13 protein-coding genes are annotated in these 17,301 nt (G+C 71.9%); 10 read left to right on the top strand and 3 right to left on the bottom strand.

Features of this window, described 5'->3' with window-relative positions; all coding sequences use genetic code 11:
* Window positions 1–28 precede the first annotated feature (28 nt).
* Genes B079_RS0128710 through B079_RS0128700 form a run of 3 tightly spaced genes read right to left on the bottom strand, consistent with a single transcriptional unit; the run spans window position 29 to window position 3,575 of the window.
* Window positions 29–1,411, bottom strand: a complete 1,383-nt coding sequence (locus tag B079_RS0128710; protein WP_018549303.1) for an FAD-binding oxidoreductase — start codon at window positions 1,409–1,411, stop codon at window positions 29–31.
* 42 nt (window positions 1,412–1,453) lie between these two features.
* Window positions 1,454–1,768 (bottom strand): hypothetical protein, encoded by a 315-nt coding sequence (locus tag B079_RS0128705; RefSeq protein ID WP_018549302.1) that lies wholly within the window; start codon window positions 1,766–1,768, stop codon window positions 1,454–1,456.
* A 4-nt stretch (window positions 1,769–1,772) separates the two neighbouring features.
* Window positions 1,773–3,575 carry a glycoside hydrolase family 15 protein gene (locus tag B079_RS0128700; protein WP_018549301.1) on the bottom strand — a complete coding sequence of 601 codons (1,803 nt, stop codon included), beginning with the start codon at window positions 3,573–3,575 and terminating at the stop codon, window positions 1,773–1,775.
* A 544-nt stretch (window positions 3,576–4,119) separates the two neighbouring features.
* Here B079_RS0128700 and B079_RS0128695 point away from each other — a divergent pair.
* The 10 genes from B079_RS0128695 (at window position 4,120) to B079_RS0128650 (ending at window position 17,257) form a co-directional block, all read left to right on the top strand.
* Entirely contained in the window at window positions 4,120–5,787 is a 1,668-nt protein-coding gene (locus B079_RS0128695) for a CTP synthase (RefSeq protein ID WP_018549300.1), read from the top strand.
* Window positions 5,788–5,871: 84 nt separating this feature from the next.
* On the top strand, window positions 5,872–6,498 hold the full coding sequence (locus B079_RS0128690; protein ID WP_018549299.1) for an NUDIX domain-containing protein: 627 nt from the start codon (window positions 5,872–5,874) through the stop codon (window positions 6,496–6,498).
* A gap of 187 nt (window positions 6,499–6,685) precedes the next feature.
* On the top strand, window positions 6,686–8,776 hold the full coding sequence (locus B079_RS0128685) for a tetratricopeptide repeat protein (protein WP_018549298.1): 2,091 nt from the start codon (window positions 6,686–6,688) through the stop codon (window positions 8,774–8,776).
* A gap of 146 nt (window positions 8,777–8,922) precedes the next feature.
* Window positions 8,923–10,038: an alanine dehydrogenase gene (gene ald, locus B079_RS0128680; protein ID WP_158685060.1), complete on the top strand. Its 1,116-nt coding sequence runs from the start codon at window positions 8,923–8,925 to the stop codon at window positions 10,036–10,038.
* 413 nt (window positions 10,039–10,451) lie between these two features.
* Window positions 10,452–11,588 (top strand): ParA family protein, encoded by a 1,137-nt coding sequence (locus B079_RS0128675; protein ID WP_078496114.1) that lies wholly within the window; start codon window positions 10,452–10,454, stop codon window positions 11,586–11,588.
* Window positions 11,573–12,124 carry a hypothetical protein gene (locus B079_RS0128670; protein ID WP_078496113.1) on the top strand — a complete coding sequence of 184 codons (552 nt, stop codon included), beginning with the start codon at window positions 11,573–11,575 and terminating at the stop codon, window positions 12,122–12,124. Before B079_RS0128675 ends, B079_RS0128670 begins: the two co-directional genes overlap by 16 nt.
* Window positions 12,125–13,292: 1,168 nt before the next feature.
* Window positions 13,293–14,396 (top strand): segregation and condensation protein A, encoded by a 1,104-nt coding sequence (locus B079_RS0128665; protein ID WP_234016892.1) that lies wholly within the window; start codon window positions 13,293–13,295, stop codon window positions 14,394–14,396.
* On the top strand, window positions 14,393–15,019 hold the full coding sequence (scpB, locus tag B079_RS0128660) for an SMC-Scp complex subunit ScpB (protein WP_018549293.1): 627 nt from the start codon (window positions 14,393–14,395) through the stop codon (window positions 15,017–15,019). The genes B079_RS0128665 and scpB overlap by 4 nt, the downstream gene beginning before the upstream one ends.
* 13 nt (window positions 15,020–15,032) lie before the next feature.
* Entirely contained in the window at window positions 15,033–16,103 is a 1,071-nt protein-coding gene (locus tag B079_RS0128655; protein WP_018549292.1) for a pseudouridine synthase, read from the top strand.
* A gap of 131 nt (window positions 16,104–16,234) precedes the next feature.
* Window positions 16,235–17,257: an ADP-ribosylglycohydrolase family protein gene (locus tag B079_RS0128650; protein ID WP_018549291.1), complete on the top strand. Its 1,023-nt coding sequence runs from the start codon at window positions 16,235–16,237 to the stop codon at window positions 17,255–17,257.
* Window positions 17,258–17,301 lie beyond the last annotated feature (44 nt).

Below are 17,301 nucleotides of genomic sequence, written 5' to 3'. Positions count from 1 at the left end.
GCCGTGCCGGTAGCCCCGACCGGCCCGGCTACAGCGGGCGGATGTTGTGGTTGAAGCGGAACACGTTGTCCGGGTCGTACTCCCGCTTCACCTTCTCCAGCCGCAGCAGGTTCTCCGCGCCGAGCCCCGCGCGCACGCGCTCCGCGCCCTCGTCGCCGATGAAGTTCAGATAGACGTCGCCGGTGCTCCACGGCTTCACCGCCGTGCGGACCTCGCGCACCCAGTCGACGGCGCGGGTGTCGTCGGCCGGGTCCTCCCACACGGCGAAGGGATGCGCGACCCAGGCCGCGTCGCGGTAGGGCACCGGGTAGTCGTGCGGCCCGGCGGCGATCGCGCCGCCCTGCGGGAACAGGATGTGCTGGGTGGCGGTCGGCACGGGCTCGCTCGCGGACAGGGCGCAGTACACGTCCACCAGGTCGTCCGGCAGCCCGGTCAGATACTCGGCCGACCAGTAGTTCCGCAGCCCCGGCGGATCGTCGATCATGCACTGGACATCGGCGTACGGCATCTCGCCGACCAGGCCGCCCTCGTACGGCAGCGCGAGGAGCGGCGCCGCCAGTTCGTGGAGCAGGTCGAGGGAGCCCGTGTGCGTGACCAGCACCGCGCAGACCAGGCGGCCCACCATCTGCTCGGGGACGAACTCGAGGGGCGGCCCGGTGAGGTAGATCGTGGCTCCGCTCAGCCCGTCGGGGCCCGCCGCGATCACGTCGCGGAACGTGCGGACCGCCTCGGGGCCGTCCTCCGGCGCGAACAGCAGCAGCGCGATCGAGAACTCGGGCAGTTCGTGCAGGCCCAGCGTGAGCGCGGTCGCCACGCCGAAGTTGCCGCCACCGCCGTGCAGCGCCCAGAACAGCTCGGGGTTCTCCCGGGCGCTCGCACGCACCGGCTCGGCGTCGGCGGTCACCAGCTCCACCTCGCGGAGGTTGTCGACGGCCAGCCCGTAGATCCGGTCCAGCCAGCCGGTGCCACCGCCGAGCACGAACCCGCCGACCCCGGTGGTGGAGGCGCGCCCGCCGGTCGTGGCCAGACCGTACGGCTGGGTGGCCCGGTCCATGTGGCTCATGGTCGCCCCGCCGCCGACCCGCACCTCACGGGCCTCCAGGCCGACATCCACCTGATGCATCCGGCGCAGATCCACCACCACCGCGCCGTCCCCCAGCGCCGTACCGGCCACACTGTGCCCGCCCCCGCGCACCGCCACCGGCAGATCCAGCTCCCGCGCGAACCGCACGGCCCGCATCACATCGCCCTCATCCATGCACTGGGCGATCACCGCGGGCCGCCGGTCGATCATCCCGTTGTAGACGGCCCTGGCCTCGTCGTATCCCGCGTCCCCCGGCGCGAACACCTCCCCGGCCAACTCCTCGCGCAGCACGGCCAACGCCGCACCCGCCTTCGAGAGGGAAGCCATGACCGCCCCCTTCCGACATCGGCGGCAGAACGCGCTCCCAGCCTAGGCGCGCGGGGCACCCCGGTCATCCGCTGGCTCCGGCCCCTCCAGCCCGAGGTCCTCCGGGAAGTCCCGGAGGAACGCGCGGCGCCGAGGGTCGGTCTCCGCTGCGGCCATGCCCTCGATCACCGCCAGCAACTCGCCACGCTGGCCCGCCGACAGCCGGTCCAGCACCGCCGCGACGCCATCCAGCGCCTTCACGGCGTCGTCCTGGTCCATCCGCTCGTCGTCGGCGCCGTCGATGAACCAGGTCAGGTCGACGATCACCTCGGCCAGGGCATGGACCAGGGACGGATACGCGGCCGTCGTGCCGGACACCCCGTCAGCCCCCGTACGCCCCGGACGCCGTCAGTCGTAGTGCCGTGTCGATCAACGGCACATGGCTGAACGCCTGCGGGAAGTTGCCCACCTGGCGTTTGAGGCGGGAGTCCCATTCCTCGGCGAGGAGGCCGAGGTCGTTGCGGAGGGCGAGGAGTTTTTCGAAGAGTTTGCGGGCCTCGTCGACGCGGCCGATCATCGCGAGGTCGTCGGCCATCCAGAACGAGCAGGCGAGGAAGGCGCCCTCGTCGCCGGGGAGGCCGTCGACGCCCGCGTCCTCGCCGTCGGTGGGGTAGCGCAGGATGAAGCCGTCGGGGGTGGACAGCTCGCGCTGGATCGCCTCGATGGTGCCGATGACCCGCTTGTCGTCGGGCGGCAGGAAGCCCATCTGGGGGATCAGGAGGAGGGAGGCGTCCAGTTCCTTGGAGCCGTAGTACTGCGTGAAGGTGTTGCGCTCCGGGTCGTAGCCCTTCTCGCAGACCTCGCGGTGGATCTCGTCGCGCAGTTCCTTCCAGCGCTCCAGCGGGCCCTCGGCGTCCCCGGACTCGATCAGCTTGATCGTGCGGTCCACGGCCACCCAGGCCATCACCTTGGAGTGCACGAACTGCCGGCGCGGCCCGCGCACCTCCCAGATGCCCTCGTCCGGCTCCCGCCAGTGGTCCTCCAGATAGCGGATCAGCTTCATCTGGAGCATCGAGGCGTAGTCGTTGCGGGCGAGCCCGGTCATGTGACCCAGGTGCAGCGCCTCGATGACCTCGCCGTACACGTCCAGCTGGAGCTGGTGCGCCGCGCCGTTGCCGACCCGGACCGGCGTCGAGTGCTCGTAGCCCGGCAGCCAGTCCAGCTCCGCCTCGCCCAGCTCGCGCTCACCGGCGATGCCGTACATGATCTGCAGGTTCTCCGGGTCGCCCGCCACCGCCCGCAGCAGCCACTCGCGCCAGGCCCGCGCCTCGTCGCGGTAGCCGGTGCGCAGCAGCGAGGACAGGGTGATCGCCGCGTCCCGCAGCCAGGTGTAGCGGTAGTCCCAGTTCCGCACGCCCCCGATGTCCTCGGGCAGCGAGGTGGTGGGCGCGGCGACGATGCCACCCGTGGGGGCGTAGGTCAGCGCCTTCAGGGTGATCAGCGAACGGATCACGGCCTCGCGGTAGGGGCCGTGGTACGTGCACTGCTCGACCCACTCGTGCCAGAACTCCTCCGTCGCCTCCAGCGACTGCTCCGGCTCGGGCAGCGGCGGCGGCGTCTTGTGCGAGGGCTGCCAGGAGATCGTGAACGCCACCCGCTCACCGGGTGCGACGGTGAAGTCGGAGTACGTCGTCAGGTCCTTGCCGTAGGTCTCGGCGTCCGTGTCGAACCACACCGAGTCCGGCCCCGCGACCGCCACCGTGCGGTTGCCGTACTTGTGCACCCACGGCACCACCCGCCCGTAGGAGAACCGCATCCGCAGCTCCGAGCGCATCGGCACATGCCCGCTGACGCCCTCCACGATCCGGATGACCTGCGGGGCACCGTCCCGCGGCGGCATGAAGTCGGTCACCCGGACCGTGCCGCTCGGGGTGTCCCACTCCGACTCCAGGATCAGCGAGTCGCCCCGGTAGCTCCGCCGGGCGGCCTTGGGCGGCGGCGCGTCGGCCGCGTGGGCCGGGCCGATCCGCCAGAAGCCGTGCTCCTCGGTGCCCAGCAGGCCGGCGAAGATGGCATGGGAGTCGAAGCGGGGCAGGCACAGCCAGTCCACCGTGCCGTCCCGGCAGACCAGTGCGGCGGTCTGCATGTCTCCGATGAGTGCGTAGTCTTCGATGCGCCCGGCCACGTGCAACTCCAGTCGAACGGCCACGTCACCCCCGCGCGAGGGGGCTGTCGCTAGTGCGGTCAAGGGGTCTTTGTCGATGCGTCGTTGAGCGGTGAAGCAAAGCAGCCGTCCGAGCCCTGAGGCAAACGGCAGTCCCGCTCGACGAACTGCCGCGCTGTAGTTGTCTCCGGCGGGCGGTGCGGGCGGGGGTGTGCCGTCGTTCCGGCCGGGCTCGGCAGCGAGTGTCCGAGCAGGATACGACGCACGTAGATGATCTGCGCGCCGCTCCGGACAACCCGTGTGGGCCGAACGAGTGAGCACCGGGTGAGAACCCCGTGACCACCCCGGCAGCCGCCTCCGCACTGGTCACAGCCGCGTGCCCGGGCCGTCGCGGAGCGTGCCCGGACGCCATCCCCTCCGGGCGCTGATACCCTGGTAGCCCGTGGACCGGTGGGCGTAAAACCCCCGAACCGCAGCGACGGCGCCACCGCGAGGAAGACATGATCCTCCGGGCCGACAGCCGTTCCGCATCACAGACAGCGACCACGGGAGCCCCCTCTTGGCCATGCCGCCGAAATCTACGACGACCAAGCACATCTTCGTCACCGGGGGTGTCGCCTCCTCGCTCGGCAAGGGCCTCACCGCCTCCAGCCTGGGCATGCTGCTCAAGGCCCGTGGCCTGCGTGTCGTCATGCAGAAGCTCGACCCGTACCTGAACGTGGACCCGGGCACGATGAACCCCTTCCAGCACGGTGAGGTGTTCGTCACCAACGACGGCGCCGAGACCGACCTGGACATCGGCCACTACGAGCGCTTCCTCGACCGCGACCTCGACGGCTCCGCGAACGTCACCACCGGCCAGGTCTACTCCACCGTGATCGCCAAGGAGCGGCGCGGCGAGTACCTGGGCGACACCGTGCAGGTCATCCCGCACATCACCAACGAGATCAAGCACCGCATCCGGCGCATGGCCACCGACGAGGTCGACGTCGTCATCACCGAGGTCGGCGGCACCGTCGGCGACATCGAGTCGCTGCCGTTCCTGGAGACCGTCCGCCAGGTCCGCCACGAGGTCGGCCGGGACAACGTCTTCGTCGTCCACATCTCGCTGCTGCCCTACATCGGCCCCTCCGGCGAGCTGAAGACCAAGCCGACCCAGCACTCCGTCGCCGCGCTGCGCAACATCGGTATCCAGCCCGACGCCATCGTGCTGCGCTGCGACCGCGAGGTCCCCACCGCCATCAAGCGCAAGATCTCGCTGATGTGCGACGTGGACGAGGCCGCCGTCGTGGCCTGCCCCGACGCCCGCTCGATCTACGACATCCCGAAGGTCATCCACACCGAGGGCCTGGACGCCTACGTCGTGCGCAAGCTCGACCTGCCCTTCCGCGACGTGGACTGGACGACCTGGGACGACCTGCTGGACCGCGTCCACAAGCCGGACCACGAGATCACCCTCGCCCTGGTCGGCAAGTACATCGACCTGCCCGACGCCTACCTCTCGGTCACCGAGGCGCTGCGCGCGGGCGGCTTCGCCAACAAGGCCCGCGTCAAGATCAAGTGGGTCACCTCGGACGACTGCAAGACCCCGGCCGGTGCCGCCGCCGCCCTCGGCGACGTGGACGGCATCTGCATCCCCGGCGGCTTCGGCGACCGCGGTGTGCTCGGCAAGGTCGGCGCGATCCGCTACGCCCGCGAGAACAAGATCCCGCTGCTCGGCCTCTGCCTGGGCCTGCAGTGCGTGGTGATCGAGGCCGCGCGCAACCTGGCCGGTATCGCCGACGCCAACTCCACCGAGTTCGACCCGTCCACCGCCCACCCGGTCATCTCCACCATGGCCGAGCAGATGGACATCGTCGCGGGCGAGGGCGACATGGGCGGCACCATGCGCCTGGGCATGTACCCGGCCAAGCTGGCCGACGGCTCCATCGTGCGCGAGGTCTACGACGGCAAGGAGTACGTCGAGGAGCGGCACCGCCACCGCTACGAGGTCAACAACGCGTACCGCGCCGAGCTGGAGAAGAAGGCCGGTGTCCTCTTCTCGGGCACCTCGCCCGACGGCAAGCTCGTCGAGTACGTCGAGTACCCGCGTGACGTCCACCCCTACCTGGTCGCCACGCAGGCCCACCCCGAGCTGCGCTCCCGGCCGACCCGGCCGCACCCGCTGTTCGCGGGCCTGGTGAAGGCGTCCGTCGAGCGCAAGACGGCGGGCAAGCCGAAGAACTCCAAGTAACACACCGATTGTTACGGTGACCGGGGTGCGAACCTTCAAAGGGGCGCACCCCGGTTCTCTTTTGCGCACGTGGAAGGACAGGGCATGACGATCAAGGACACCCCCGAGGAGTGGGAGGTCCGCTCCACCGCGACCCCCTTCAAGGGCAACAAGACCTCCGTCCGCACGGACGACGTGGTCATGCCCGACGGCTCGGTGGTCCGCCGTGACTACCAGGTCCACCCCGGCTCCGTCGCCGTCCTCGCCCTGGACGAGGAGGACCGGGTCCTGCTGATCAACCAGTACCGCCACCCGGTGCGCCACAAGCTCTGGGAGATCCCGGCCGGGCTGCTCGACGTGCCCGGCGAGAACCCGCTGCACGCCGCCCAGCGCGAGCTGTACGAGGAGGCGCACGTCAAGGCCGAGGACTGGCGCGTGCTCGCCGACGTCTACACCACCCCGGGCGGCTGCGACGAGGCGGTGCGGATCTTTCTCGCCCGCGACATCGCCGAGGCCGAGGGCGAGCGCTTCGTGACCGAGCACGAGGAGCAGGACATGAGCTACGCCCGCGTGCCCGTGGACGAGCTGGTCCGGCTGGTCCTCGCCGGGGACGTGCACAACAACTGCCTGGTCGTGGGCGTCCTCTCGCTGGTCGCCGCGCGCGGCGGGGAGGGCCTGGACGCGCTGCGCCCGGCGGACGCGCCGTGGCCCGCGCGACCGTTCAGCGCGTGACGGCACGGGCGCCGGGAGGCGTCCCGTCACGCGTACCGGTATTGGTGTGACCATCGCCTGATCCGATCGGGGGATCTCTCCGCCCCGCTCCCACCGGAAGGTCGCAGAGCGTGAACTAGGCTCTGGAATCGCCCGTACCGGAAGAACCGGCGGGCTGTGCGCGTGCGGTGGGACGGGAGCGTGACCCGTGACGGATCAGGCGGTGGACCAGAACGACGTGCGGCCGGCGGAGCCCCCAGCCGCACCGGCCTCATTCCTGGGCCGCACACGGGAGTTGAAGGAACTGCGCGCCGACATCGCGCGCACGGGCCTGGACACCCTCGCCGGGCGCAAGGCCCCCCGCGCGAGGGTCCTCCTCATCGCCGGACGCCCTGGCTCCGGCCGTACCGCCCTCGCCGAGGAACTGGTCGCCCAGGTCGCTCCCCGTTACCCCGACGGCGTCCTGCGCGCCCGGCTCAGCGACCCCGACGGCACCCCCGTACCCGTCGAGCGCACCGCCCGCGACCTGCTCACCGCCCTCGGTGTGCGCCCGCCCGCCGGAGCCCCCGAGGACGTCCTCACCGAGGTGCTGCGCACCGCCCTCACCGGCCGCCGCACCCTCCTCCTGCTGGACGACGCGACCGGCGCCGACCAGGTCGACGCCCTGCTCCCGGACGCCCCCGACTGCCTGGTCGTCGCCGTCTCCGCCGGACCCCTCACCGGCATCTCCGACGTCCGCCCCTGCACCCTGGGCGGTCTCGACACCAAGTCGGCGGTCGAACTCCTCACCCGCTGGGCCGGATCGGTGCGCGTCACCGTCGACCCGCGCTCCGCCGAGAGCCTGGCCGAGATCTGCCAGGGCCAGCCCGCCGCGCTCACCCTGGCGGGCGGCTGGCTCGCCTCCCGCCCCCAGGCCGGGATCTCCGACCTCGCCAAGCGGATGCACGCCGACTCCGACGACGGCAGCGACAGCCCCCCGCTCACCCGCGTCCTCCGGCTCGTCCACGACCGGCTGCCCGTCGCCTCCGCCCGGCTGCTGCGCCTGCTCTCCCAGGCCCCGGCCGGGACCGTCGACCCGCACACCGCCTCCGCGCTCGCCGGGTGCTCGCCCACCCGCGCCCTCGCCGTCCTGGACGACCTCACCGCCGTGGGCCTGCTGCGCCGCGCCGACTCCCCGCTGCCCGAGTACGAGGTGCCCGGCTGTCTGCACCCCCTGCTGCGCGCGCTGGCCGAGAAGGAGGACCGCCCGGCCGAACTCCAGCTGGCCCGCGCCCGCGTCCTGGAACGCGACGTACGGCTGCTCCAGTCCTGCCGCGCCGCCGCCGAGACCGACAGCACCCAGGCCCGCGAGAAACTGCGCTCCCTGCCCCCGGCGCTGCGCTTCGCGGGCCCCGAGGCCGCCGCCCAGTGGCTGACCCTGCGCCGCCCCGCCCTGCTGGCCGCCGCCCGGCTCGCCGTGGCCGACGGCGGCCTGGACACCCTCGCCCGCCGCCTCATGTCCCAGCTGGTGCGCGCCATGGTCGCCCACTTCGGCACCCAGGCCGCCGCGGCCGACCTCTACGGCATCCACGGCCTCGTCCTCGACGTGGCCGAGCGGCGCGGCCTGCCCCGCGAGCAGGCCGCCGCCCTGCTCAACCTCGGCGACCTCGACGCCCAGACCGGCCGCGTCCGCGACGCGCTCGCCCGCTACCGCGCCGCCCTGGACGCCGGACGCGCGGCGAACGACCCCTACGCCACCGGCCGCGCGATGGAATCCGTCGGCGGCGCCCACCAGGAACTGGGCGACCACGACCGCGCCGCCGACTGGTTCGGCCGCGCGCTCGCCGACCGGCTCGCCCGGGGCGAACGCGCCCAGGCCGCCCGGCTCTACGGCCGCATCGCCACCGCCCACACCTACGCGGGCCGCTACGGCGAGGCGCTGCGCAACTGGCGCTCCGCCGCTGCCGGTCACCGTAAGGAGGGCGACACCGCCGCCTACGCGCGGGCACTCAGCGAGACGGCCCGCGTCCAGGAGTACGCCGGGCGCCCCGAGGAATCGCTGCGCACCTGCCGCGAGGCCGCCGAATGGGCGCGGCGCGCCGAGGACACCCGGCTCCAGGCGGCGCTCCAGCTGCGCATGGCCGACACCCTGGACCGCCTCGGCGACCCCACCGCCGCCCGCCTGCACCGCGCCGCGGCGGAGCGCATCCTGGGGGAGGAGGGCCCGGCGAAGGCCCCGGAGCCGGACCGCGCGGGGGCGACCGGTACGGAACCCCTCGCCAACGCCTGCGAAATCCGTAGTTCCTCCGCTGAAGATTGATGCAATGAAAGGCTAGACACGCAGAACACCTTCATTAAACTGGCTCTGCCGCACGTTCTCCTGCGGTGTCTCCCGGTGTGCGCCAGCGCGCCCGGTATGTCTTTCAGTGCACCCCCCTACCCTCTGAGCCAAGGACCGTGATCGACGTGAAGGTCGGCATCCCCCGCGAGGTCAAGAACAACGAGTTCCGGGTGGCCATCACCCCCGCCGGCGTGCACGAGCTGGTGCGGGGCGGCCATCAGGTCGTCGTCGAGCGCGGCGCCGGTCTCGGCTCCTCGATCACGGACGAGGAGTACATCGCCGCCGGTGCGGGCATCCTCGACACCGCCGACGAGGTGTGGGCCGCCGCCGACCTGCTGCTGAAGGTCAAGGAGCCCGTCGCGGAGGAGTACCACCGGCTGCGCAAGGACCAGATCCTCTTCACGTACCTGCACCTGGCGGCCTCCCGCGAGTGCACGGACGCGCTGCTCGAGTCCGGCACCACCGCGATCGCGTACGAGACGGTCGAGCTGGCCAACCGCGCGCTGCCGCTGCTCGCCCCCATGTCCGAGGTCGCGGGCCGGCTCGCCCCGCAGGTCGGCGCCTACCACCTGATGCGCCCGGCCGGTGGCCGCGGTGTGCTGCCGGGCGGCGTGCCGGGCGTGACCCCGGCCAAGGCCGTCGTCATCGGCGGCGGCGTCTCCGGCTGGAACGCCGTGCAGATCGCCGTCGGCATGGGCTTCGAGGTGACGCTGCTCGACCGCGACATCAACAAGCTGCGCGAGGCCGACCGGATCTTCGGCAGCAAGGTCAAGGCGATCATGTCCAACGCCTTCGAGCTGGAGAAGGCCGTCCTGGACGCCGACCTCGTCATCGGCGCCGTCCTCATCCCGGGCGCCAAGGCCCCGAAGCTGGTCACCAACGAGATGGTGTCCCGGATGAAGCCCGGAAGTGTCCTTGTCGACATCGCGATCGACCAGGGCGGCTGCTTCGAGGACTCCCGTCCGACCACGCACGCCGAGCCGACCTTCCGGGTGCACAACTCGGTCTTCTACTGCGTCGCCAACATGCCCGGCGCGGTGCCCAACACCTCCACCAACGCGCTCACCAACGCGACGCTCCCGTACATCGTCTCCCTGGCCAACAACGGCTGGGTCGAGGCGCTGCGCCGCGACGCCGCGCTCGCCCGGGGCCTCAACACCCATGACGGCAAGGTGGTCTACAAGGAGGTCGCCGACGCCCACGGTCTCGACCACGTGAGCATCGACGCGCTGATCGGCTGAGACCGGCGGCTTCGGCGAGTCGTCAAGTCGTCAGCACCGTAAAGGCGATTCGTCAACACATCCCGTCAACACCGCGCACCCGGCCGGACCTTGCCCGAAGGTCCGGCCGGATGTGTGTATGGTCACTTTGCGACACTCGGTCAACTCGCCTCGAACGTAACCCTTCGACCGATTCGTACACCGGTGAAACCTGCTGTGCGACGGTCGTACGCCCTTGACAGAGGGATGTTTCATTGTCGACACATCCGGCCGGGTCCGGCGGATTGTGTTGCTGCGGACCGCCGACACGCCATAGAGTCGCCAACCGTCGGCATGGTGCCACGCTGACCTTGTCTAGAAGTTTCCTGGTCACCAAGGAGGTAAGACGACTTGTGAATGAGTCGACATTTTCTCCCGGGGGTGGTCAACCAGGAATGCCGGCACGGGGTCACCAGGACCCCACGGGATTCGAGGCTGTCGGCTCCGTAGCTGTGCGCACCTTCGCAGCCCACCAGAGTCCGGAACCGCAGACGGTCCGGACAGCACACCAGAGCATGGATGGCCATCACGTGAACGCCATGGCCGGCGACGGAAGTGGCGCGCCCCACAACCACTTCGCCGACTACGACGAACTGCCCGAGGGGCACTTCTACGACCCCGACGCCGAGTACGAGCCCGATCCGGAGTACGCGGCCACGCTCGCGCCCGACGCGGCTCGTCAGCGCCGTGAGCGCGTCGGCCCGACCGGGCGCCCGCTGCCGTACTTCCCGATCCCGGGCCCGCTGACCGACCACGGCCCCGCGAAGATCATCGCGATGTGCAACCAGAAGGGCGGCGTCGGCAAGACCACGTCGACCATCAACCTGGGTGCCGCGCTCGCGGAGTACGGCCGGCGCGTGCTGCTCGTGGACTTCGACCCGCAGGGCGCGCTGTCGGTGGGTCTCGGCGTCAACCCCATGGAGCTGGACCTCACGGTCTACAACCTGCTCATGGAGCGGGGCATGTCGGCCGACGAGGTCCTGCTGAAGACCGCGGTCCCCAACATGGACCTGCTGCCCTCCAACATCGACCTGTCGGCCGCCGAGGTCCAGCTGGTCTCCGAGGTCGCGCGCGAGTCCACGCTCCAGCGCGCCCTGAAGCCGCTGATGGACGACTACGACTACATCGTGATCGACTGTCAGCCCTCGCTCGGCCTGCTCACCGTCAACGCGCTCACCGCGGCGCACAAGGTGATCGTGCCGCTGGAGTGCGAGTTCTTCGCGCTGCGCGGTGTGGCCCTGCTGACCGAGACCATCGAGAAGGTCCAGGAGCGGCTCAACCCCGAGCTGGAGCTGGACGGCATCCTCGCCACCATGTACGACTCGCGCACGGTGCACAGCCGTGAGGTGCTCGCGCGGGTGGTCGAGGCGTTCGACGACCACGTGTACCACACGGTCATCGGGCGCACGGTCCGCTTCCCGGAGACCACCGTCGCCGGTGAGCCGATCACCACGTACGCCTCCAACTCCGTCGGCGCCGCCGCCTATCGCCAGCTCGCCAGGGAGGTGCTCGCCCGGTGTCACGCCGAGTGAGTCTGCCCGGAGCCGACGAACTGTTCCGTACGACCGGAGGGATGGCGCTCCAGCCCTCCACGCCCCGGCGGGGGGAGCCCAGGGTGCCGGCCCCGGCCGGGGAGAGCGACCCGGCGGCAGCCGCCGCGCAGGCGGAGGACGCGCCCCAGGCGGTGCCCGCGCAGGGCGGCGACGGCGAGGGCGCGGAGCACACGGCGGCGGTCGGGCCGGAATCGTCCGAGACCGGTGAGTCCCGCATCCGGCCCGCGCGGCGCCAGCCGCCGCCGGAGGGCTCCGGCGCCGAGCAGCCCCGCAAGCGCGGGCGCGCGGCGGCCCGGCGGCCCAGCGGGCGCGAGCGGCACGACGAGAAGATCACCGTGTACGTCTCCGCCGAGGAACTCATGGACCTGGAGCACGCCCGCCTGGTGCTCCGCGGTGAACACGGCCTCGCCGTCGACCGCGGTCGCATCGTCCGCGAGGCGGTCGCCGTTGTCCTCGCCGACCTGGAGGCCCGCGGCGAGGCCAGCATCCTGGTCCGCCGCCTACGGGGCCGCTAGCCGCTGCTTTTCCCGGCCGAGCGATACCCTTGCGACCCCCATGACCCCGAACCACACCCCCACCCCCGGCCCACGACGCCCCCTGGGCCGGGGCCCGGGCGTCCCCCCTCCGGCGGCTCGAGAACCCACCGCTCCGCCTCCGGCAGACACCGAGCCACCGACAGCACCCGGATCGCCTGCGGCACCTACGGGTGGCCCAGGGCCCACACCGGAGGCCGTCGCCCAGCCCTCTCCCGCGAAATCGCCTACGGCGCCTCGGGACGACTCTGAGCCGGTGCCGGGTGACACCGCCGGGGCAACGGCGAACGCCGAGCCCGCGCTGCCGCCTGCGACGCCTCGGGGTGGGTCTGAGCCGGTGTCCGGTGACGCCGCCCGGCCATCCGCCGAGCCTGTGCGGTCGCCTGCGGCGCCTTCGGGAGAGCCCGAGCCGGTGTCCGGGGATGCTGCCGGGTTGGTGCTTGGGGCCGACACCGCATCGCCCGCAGCGCCTCCCGGCGCGCCGGAGAGCACGTCGTCCGCGGCGGACGCCGGGTCTCTGTCGGGGGCTGCCGCGGGATCGCCTGTGGCGCGTCCGGGCGGGGCTGGGCCGGTGTCCGGGATCGCCGCCGGGCTGTCTGCCGGAGCAACGGCGGATGCCGGGGCCGTACCAGGGGCCGTCACCGCATCGCCTGCGGCGCCTTCGGGCGTGCCGGAGCGTCTGTCGGAGGGGGCCGTTCGGCCGTCCGCCGCGATTCCGGAGGACGCCTGGTCCAGGCCGGGGACCGCCGTCGGCCCGCCTGCGGCGTTTTCGGGTGAGGTCGAGTCCGTGCGGGGGGCCGCCACCGGATCGTCTGAGGCGCCTTCGGGTGAATCGGAGCCGGTTTCGGGGGTTGCTGCCGAGTTGTCTGCCGGGGCATCAGTCGACGCCGAGCCCGCGCCGGGGGGCGTTGCGGGGTCGCCTGCGGCGTCTTCGGGTGGGCCGGAGCGTCTGTCGGAGGGGGTCGTTCGGCCGTCTGCCGCGACTCCGGCGGATGCCGGGCCCGTGCCGGGGTGCGCCGTCGGATCGGCTTCCCGGTCGTCTGCCGCGACTTCTTTGGACGCCGAGTGCGCGCGGGGTGTTGCCGCCCGGTCGGCTGTGGCGCCTTCGCAAGAAGCGGATCCGGTGTCCGGGGCTGTTGCCGGGGCGCCAATGGGCAGTTTGCAGGGTTCGGGGATCGTGTCAGGAGCTGCTACCGCGTCGCCTGGCGCGGCTTCGGTGGACGTCGGGTCTACGTCGGGGGCTGTCGGCGGGTCCGGTTCGCGTTCTGCGGAGGCATCCTCCCCGGAGGGCGGGACGTCGGGTTCGCGTGTGGTGGAGGTGGCCGGGGGAGTGGCCCTCCAGCAGGCGGCGGCGTCCGGGCCGGAGGCAGCTGTTGCCGGGGCGGAGCCCGCGTCTCAGGCCGGTGACCCCGAGGACAGCGGTGTTTTCAGGGTGCGGCTCGACAACTTCGAGGGGCCGTTCGATCTGCTGCTTCAGTTGATCTCGCGGCACAAGATGGATGTCACCGAGGTGGCGTTGTCGAAGGTGACCGATGAGTTCCTGGCACATGTCCGGGCGATGGGGGAGGACTGGGATCTGGATCGGACCACTGAGTTTTTGGTGGTTGCCGCGACGTTGCTCGATCTGAAGGCGGCTCGGCTGCTGCCTGCCGCCGAGGTGGAGGACGAGGGGGATCTCGCGCTGCTGGAGGCGCGGGATCTGTTGTTCGCGCGGTTGTTGCAGTACCGGGCGTACAAGCGGATCGCGGACATCTTCAACGAGCGGTTGGAGGAGGAGGGGCGGCGGCATCCCCGTACCGTCGGGCTCGAGCCGCACCATGCCGAGCTGCTGCCCGAGGTCGTCATCAGCATCGGGCCCGAGGGGTTCGCGCGGCTCGCCGTGAAGGCGATGCAGCCGAAGGCGGAGCCGCAGGTGTACGTCGATCACATCCACGCGCCGCTGGTCAGCGTCCAGGAGCAGGCCGGGATCGTCGTCGCCCGGCTGCGTGAACTCGGTGAGAGCGACTTCCGCGCGCTCGTGGCCGACACCGACGACACCCTCACGGTCGTGGCCCGTTTCCTCGCCCTGCTGGAGCTGTACCGCGAGAAGGCCGTCGCCCTGGAGCAGGAGGCCGCCCTCGGCACCCTGCTGGTCCGCTGGACCGGCGGGGAGAGCGGGGCCGAGCCCAGGATCACCGACGAATTCGACCGGCTCCCTGAGAAGGCCCAGGACGAGAAAGCCCAGGACGAGAACGCCGAGGAGCCGAAGACGTGAACCACGAGACCGCTGTCGCCGATCTCGACCTCAGGCCCGCCCTGGAAGCCGTCCTCATGGTCGTGGACGAGCCCGCCTCCGAGGAACGCCTCGCCCGCCTCCTGGAGCGCCCCAGACGCGCCGTCGCGGACGCGCTGCGCGAGCTGGCCGACGACTACACCGCCCAGGGCCGCGGCTTCGAGCTGCGCTACGTCGCGGGCGGCTGGCGCTTCTACAGTCGCGCCGCCTACGCCCCCGCCGTCGAACGCCTCGCCCTGGAGGGCCAGACCGCCCGCCTCACCCAGGCGGCCCTGGAGACCCTCGCGGTCGTCGCGTACCGCCAGCCGGTCAGCCGCAGCAGGGTCTCCGCGGTGCGCGGGGTCAACTGCGACGGCGTGATGCGGACCCTGCTCCAGCGCGGTCTGGTCCGCGAGGCGGGCGCGGAACCCGAAACAGGTGCGATCCTGTACGTGACGACGGAGTATTTCCTGGAGCGGTTGGGCCTGCGCGGCCTGGACGAGCTTCCGGAGCTCGCCCCCTTCCTCCCGGAAGCGGCGGCGATCGAGGCCGAGAGCCAGGAGGGTGTCCCGTCGTTCGACCCGGACGCGCCCGACGCGCCCGACGGTCAGTACGCAGACGACTAAGACGGAAACCTTGATGCGAAGCAGCGGCAGCGACAGGAACAGCGGACGCGGGAACCATCGCGGCGCCGGCAACAACCGGGACGAGCGCCAGGGGCAGGGCGGCCGTCCCCGCAAGCCCCGCCCGGAGGAGCGCCGCTACGACGTCGGCCCGGGCGCCACGCAGGACGGCCCCAAGTCGGGCCGGGGCGGCGCGGCGCGCGGCGGCGCCAAGGGCGGCCCCAAGCAGTCCCAGGGCGCCGGGCGCGGCCATACGGCCCCCGCGCGCTCGCGGGAGTACGAGACCCGGACCGAGGAGCGCAACCGGGAGCGGTACGCGGGCAAGAAGGACGTCAAGCTGCCCAAGACCTTCCCCGGCGCCGAGCAGGAGGGCGAGCGCCTGCAGAAGGTGCTCGCGCGCGCGGGCTACGGCTCCCGGCGCGCCTGCGAAGAGCTGATCGAGCAGGCCCGCGTCGAGATCAACGGCGAGATCGTCCTGGAGCAGGGCCGCCGCGTGGACCCGGAGAAGGACGAGGTCAAGGTCGACGGTCTGACCGTCGCCACCCAGTCGTACCAGTTCTTCTCGCTGAACAAGCCCGCCGGTGTCGTCTCCACCATGGAGGACCCCGAGGGCCGTCAGTGCCTCGGCGACTACGTCACCAACCGGGAGACCCGGCTGTTCCACGTGGGCCGGCTCGACACGGAGACCGAGGGCGTCATCCTGCTCACCAACCACGGCGAGCTGGCGCACCGCCTGACCCATCCCAAGTACGGCGTGCGGAAGACGTACCTCGCGCACATCGTCGGCCCGATCCCGCGCGACCTGGGCAAGCGGCTGAAGGACGGCATCCAGCTGGAGGACGGGTACGCGCGCGCGGACCACTTCCGCGTGGTCGAGCAGACCGGCAAGAACTACCTGGTCGAGGTGACCCTGCACGAGGGCCGCAAGCACATCGTGCGCCGGATGCTGGCGGAGGCGGGCTTCCCCGTCGACAAGCTGGTCCGCGTCTCCTTCGGCCCGATCACCCTCGGCGACCAGAAGTCGGGCTGGCTGCGCCGCCTGTCCAACACCGAGGTCGGCATGCTGATGAAGGAAGTCGACCTCTAGGCCGGGCCTGAGGGCCGGGGCCTTGCCGCCGACGCCGGTCCGGCTTTATGGTCAACCTGACGATTAGTCGGGTGGGCCATGCGGCCGGACCAACGGGGGCCGGGGCGGGGTGCGCCCGGAAGGGCGTACCCATGACCACCACACCCGCGGGAAAGCGCGCCGCCACCGGTTCCCTGCTCGGCCTCGCCCTCGGCGACGCCCTGGGATTTCCCACCGAGTTCAACGACGTGCCCTCGATCCTCGCCAAGTGCGGGCCCTGGCGCGAGATGGAACTGCCGGGCCGCGCCTTCGTCTCCGACGACACGCAGATGACCCTCGCGCTCGGCCGGGCCCTGCGCACGGCGACGGACCGGGGCGCTCTCTCGCCCGCGCGGCTGGAGGCCCCGCTGCGCGAGGAGTTCGTCGACTGGTACGAGTCGCCGGAGAACAACCGCGCGCCCGGGAGGACCTGCCTGACGGCGTGCGGGCTGCTGAAGGAGGCGGGCCGGGCCTGGCAGGACGCGAGCCAGATCCACTCCAAGGGCTGCGGCGCCAACATGCGGGTCGCCCCGCTCGGCCTGGCACCCGGTCTCAGCGCCGAACAGCGGTCCGGCGCCGCCCAGTTGCAGTCCGCCCTCACCCACGGCCACCCCACCGCGCTGGCCGCCTCCGACCTCACCGCGCACGCCGTCTGGCTGCTCGCCCAGGGCACCGACCCCACCGGCCTGGTCGGCCGCCTGCGCTCCTACGCCCTCGACCACCGCACCCACTACGACCACACCTGGCTCGGCGACCTGTGGACCCGCGCCCAGGACCCGGGCCCCGAACACTTCATCGCCCGGGGCTGGGACGAGTGCCTGGCGCTCCTCGACCGCCTCCAGGACGCGGTCCGTACCGTCTCCCCGGAGACCGACCCCTGCCTGGCCACCGGCGAGGGCTGGATCGCCGAGGAGGCCCTGGCCACCGCCCTGCTCTGCTTCCTGTGGTTCCCCACCGACCCCGTCCTCGCCCTGCGCCGCGCCGCCTGCACCGCCGGTGACTCGGACTCCATCGCCTGTCTGACCGGCGCCTTCGCGGGCGCGTGGCTCGGCGCGGACGCCTGGCCGGAGGACTGGGCGGAGCGCGTCGAGTACCGGGACGATCTGCTGGAGCTGGGCACGCTCTGGGATGCCTAGGGCCTCTCGTTTGGATCAGGCCGGGCTCGCGGGGTCTGGCACCG

It is taken from the genome of Streptomyces sp. LaPpAH-108, from assembly GCF_000373625.1.
Classification (GTDB): Bacteria; Actinomycetota; Actinomycetes; order Streptomycetales; family Streptomycetaceae; genus Streptomyces.
Note: the sequence above shows the minus strand (reverse complement) of the source record. Positions and strands in the feature narration are given on the sequence as shown.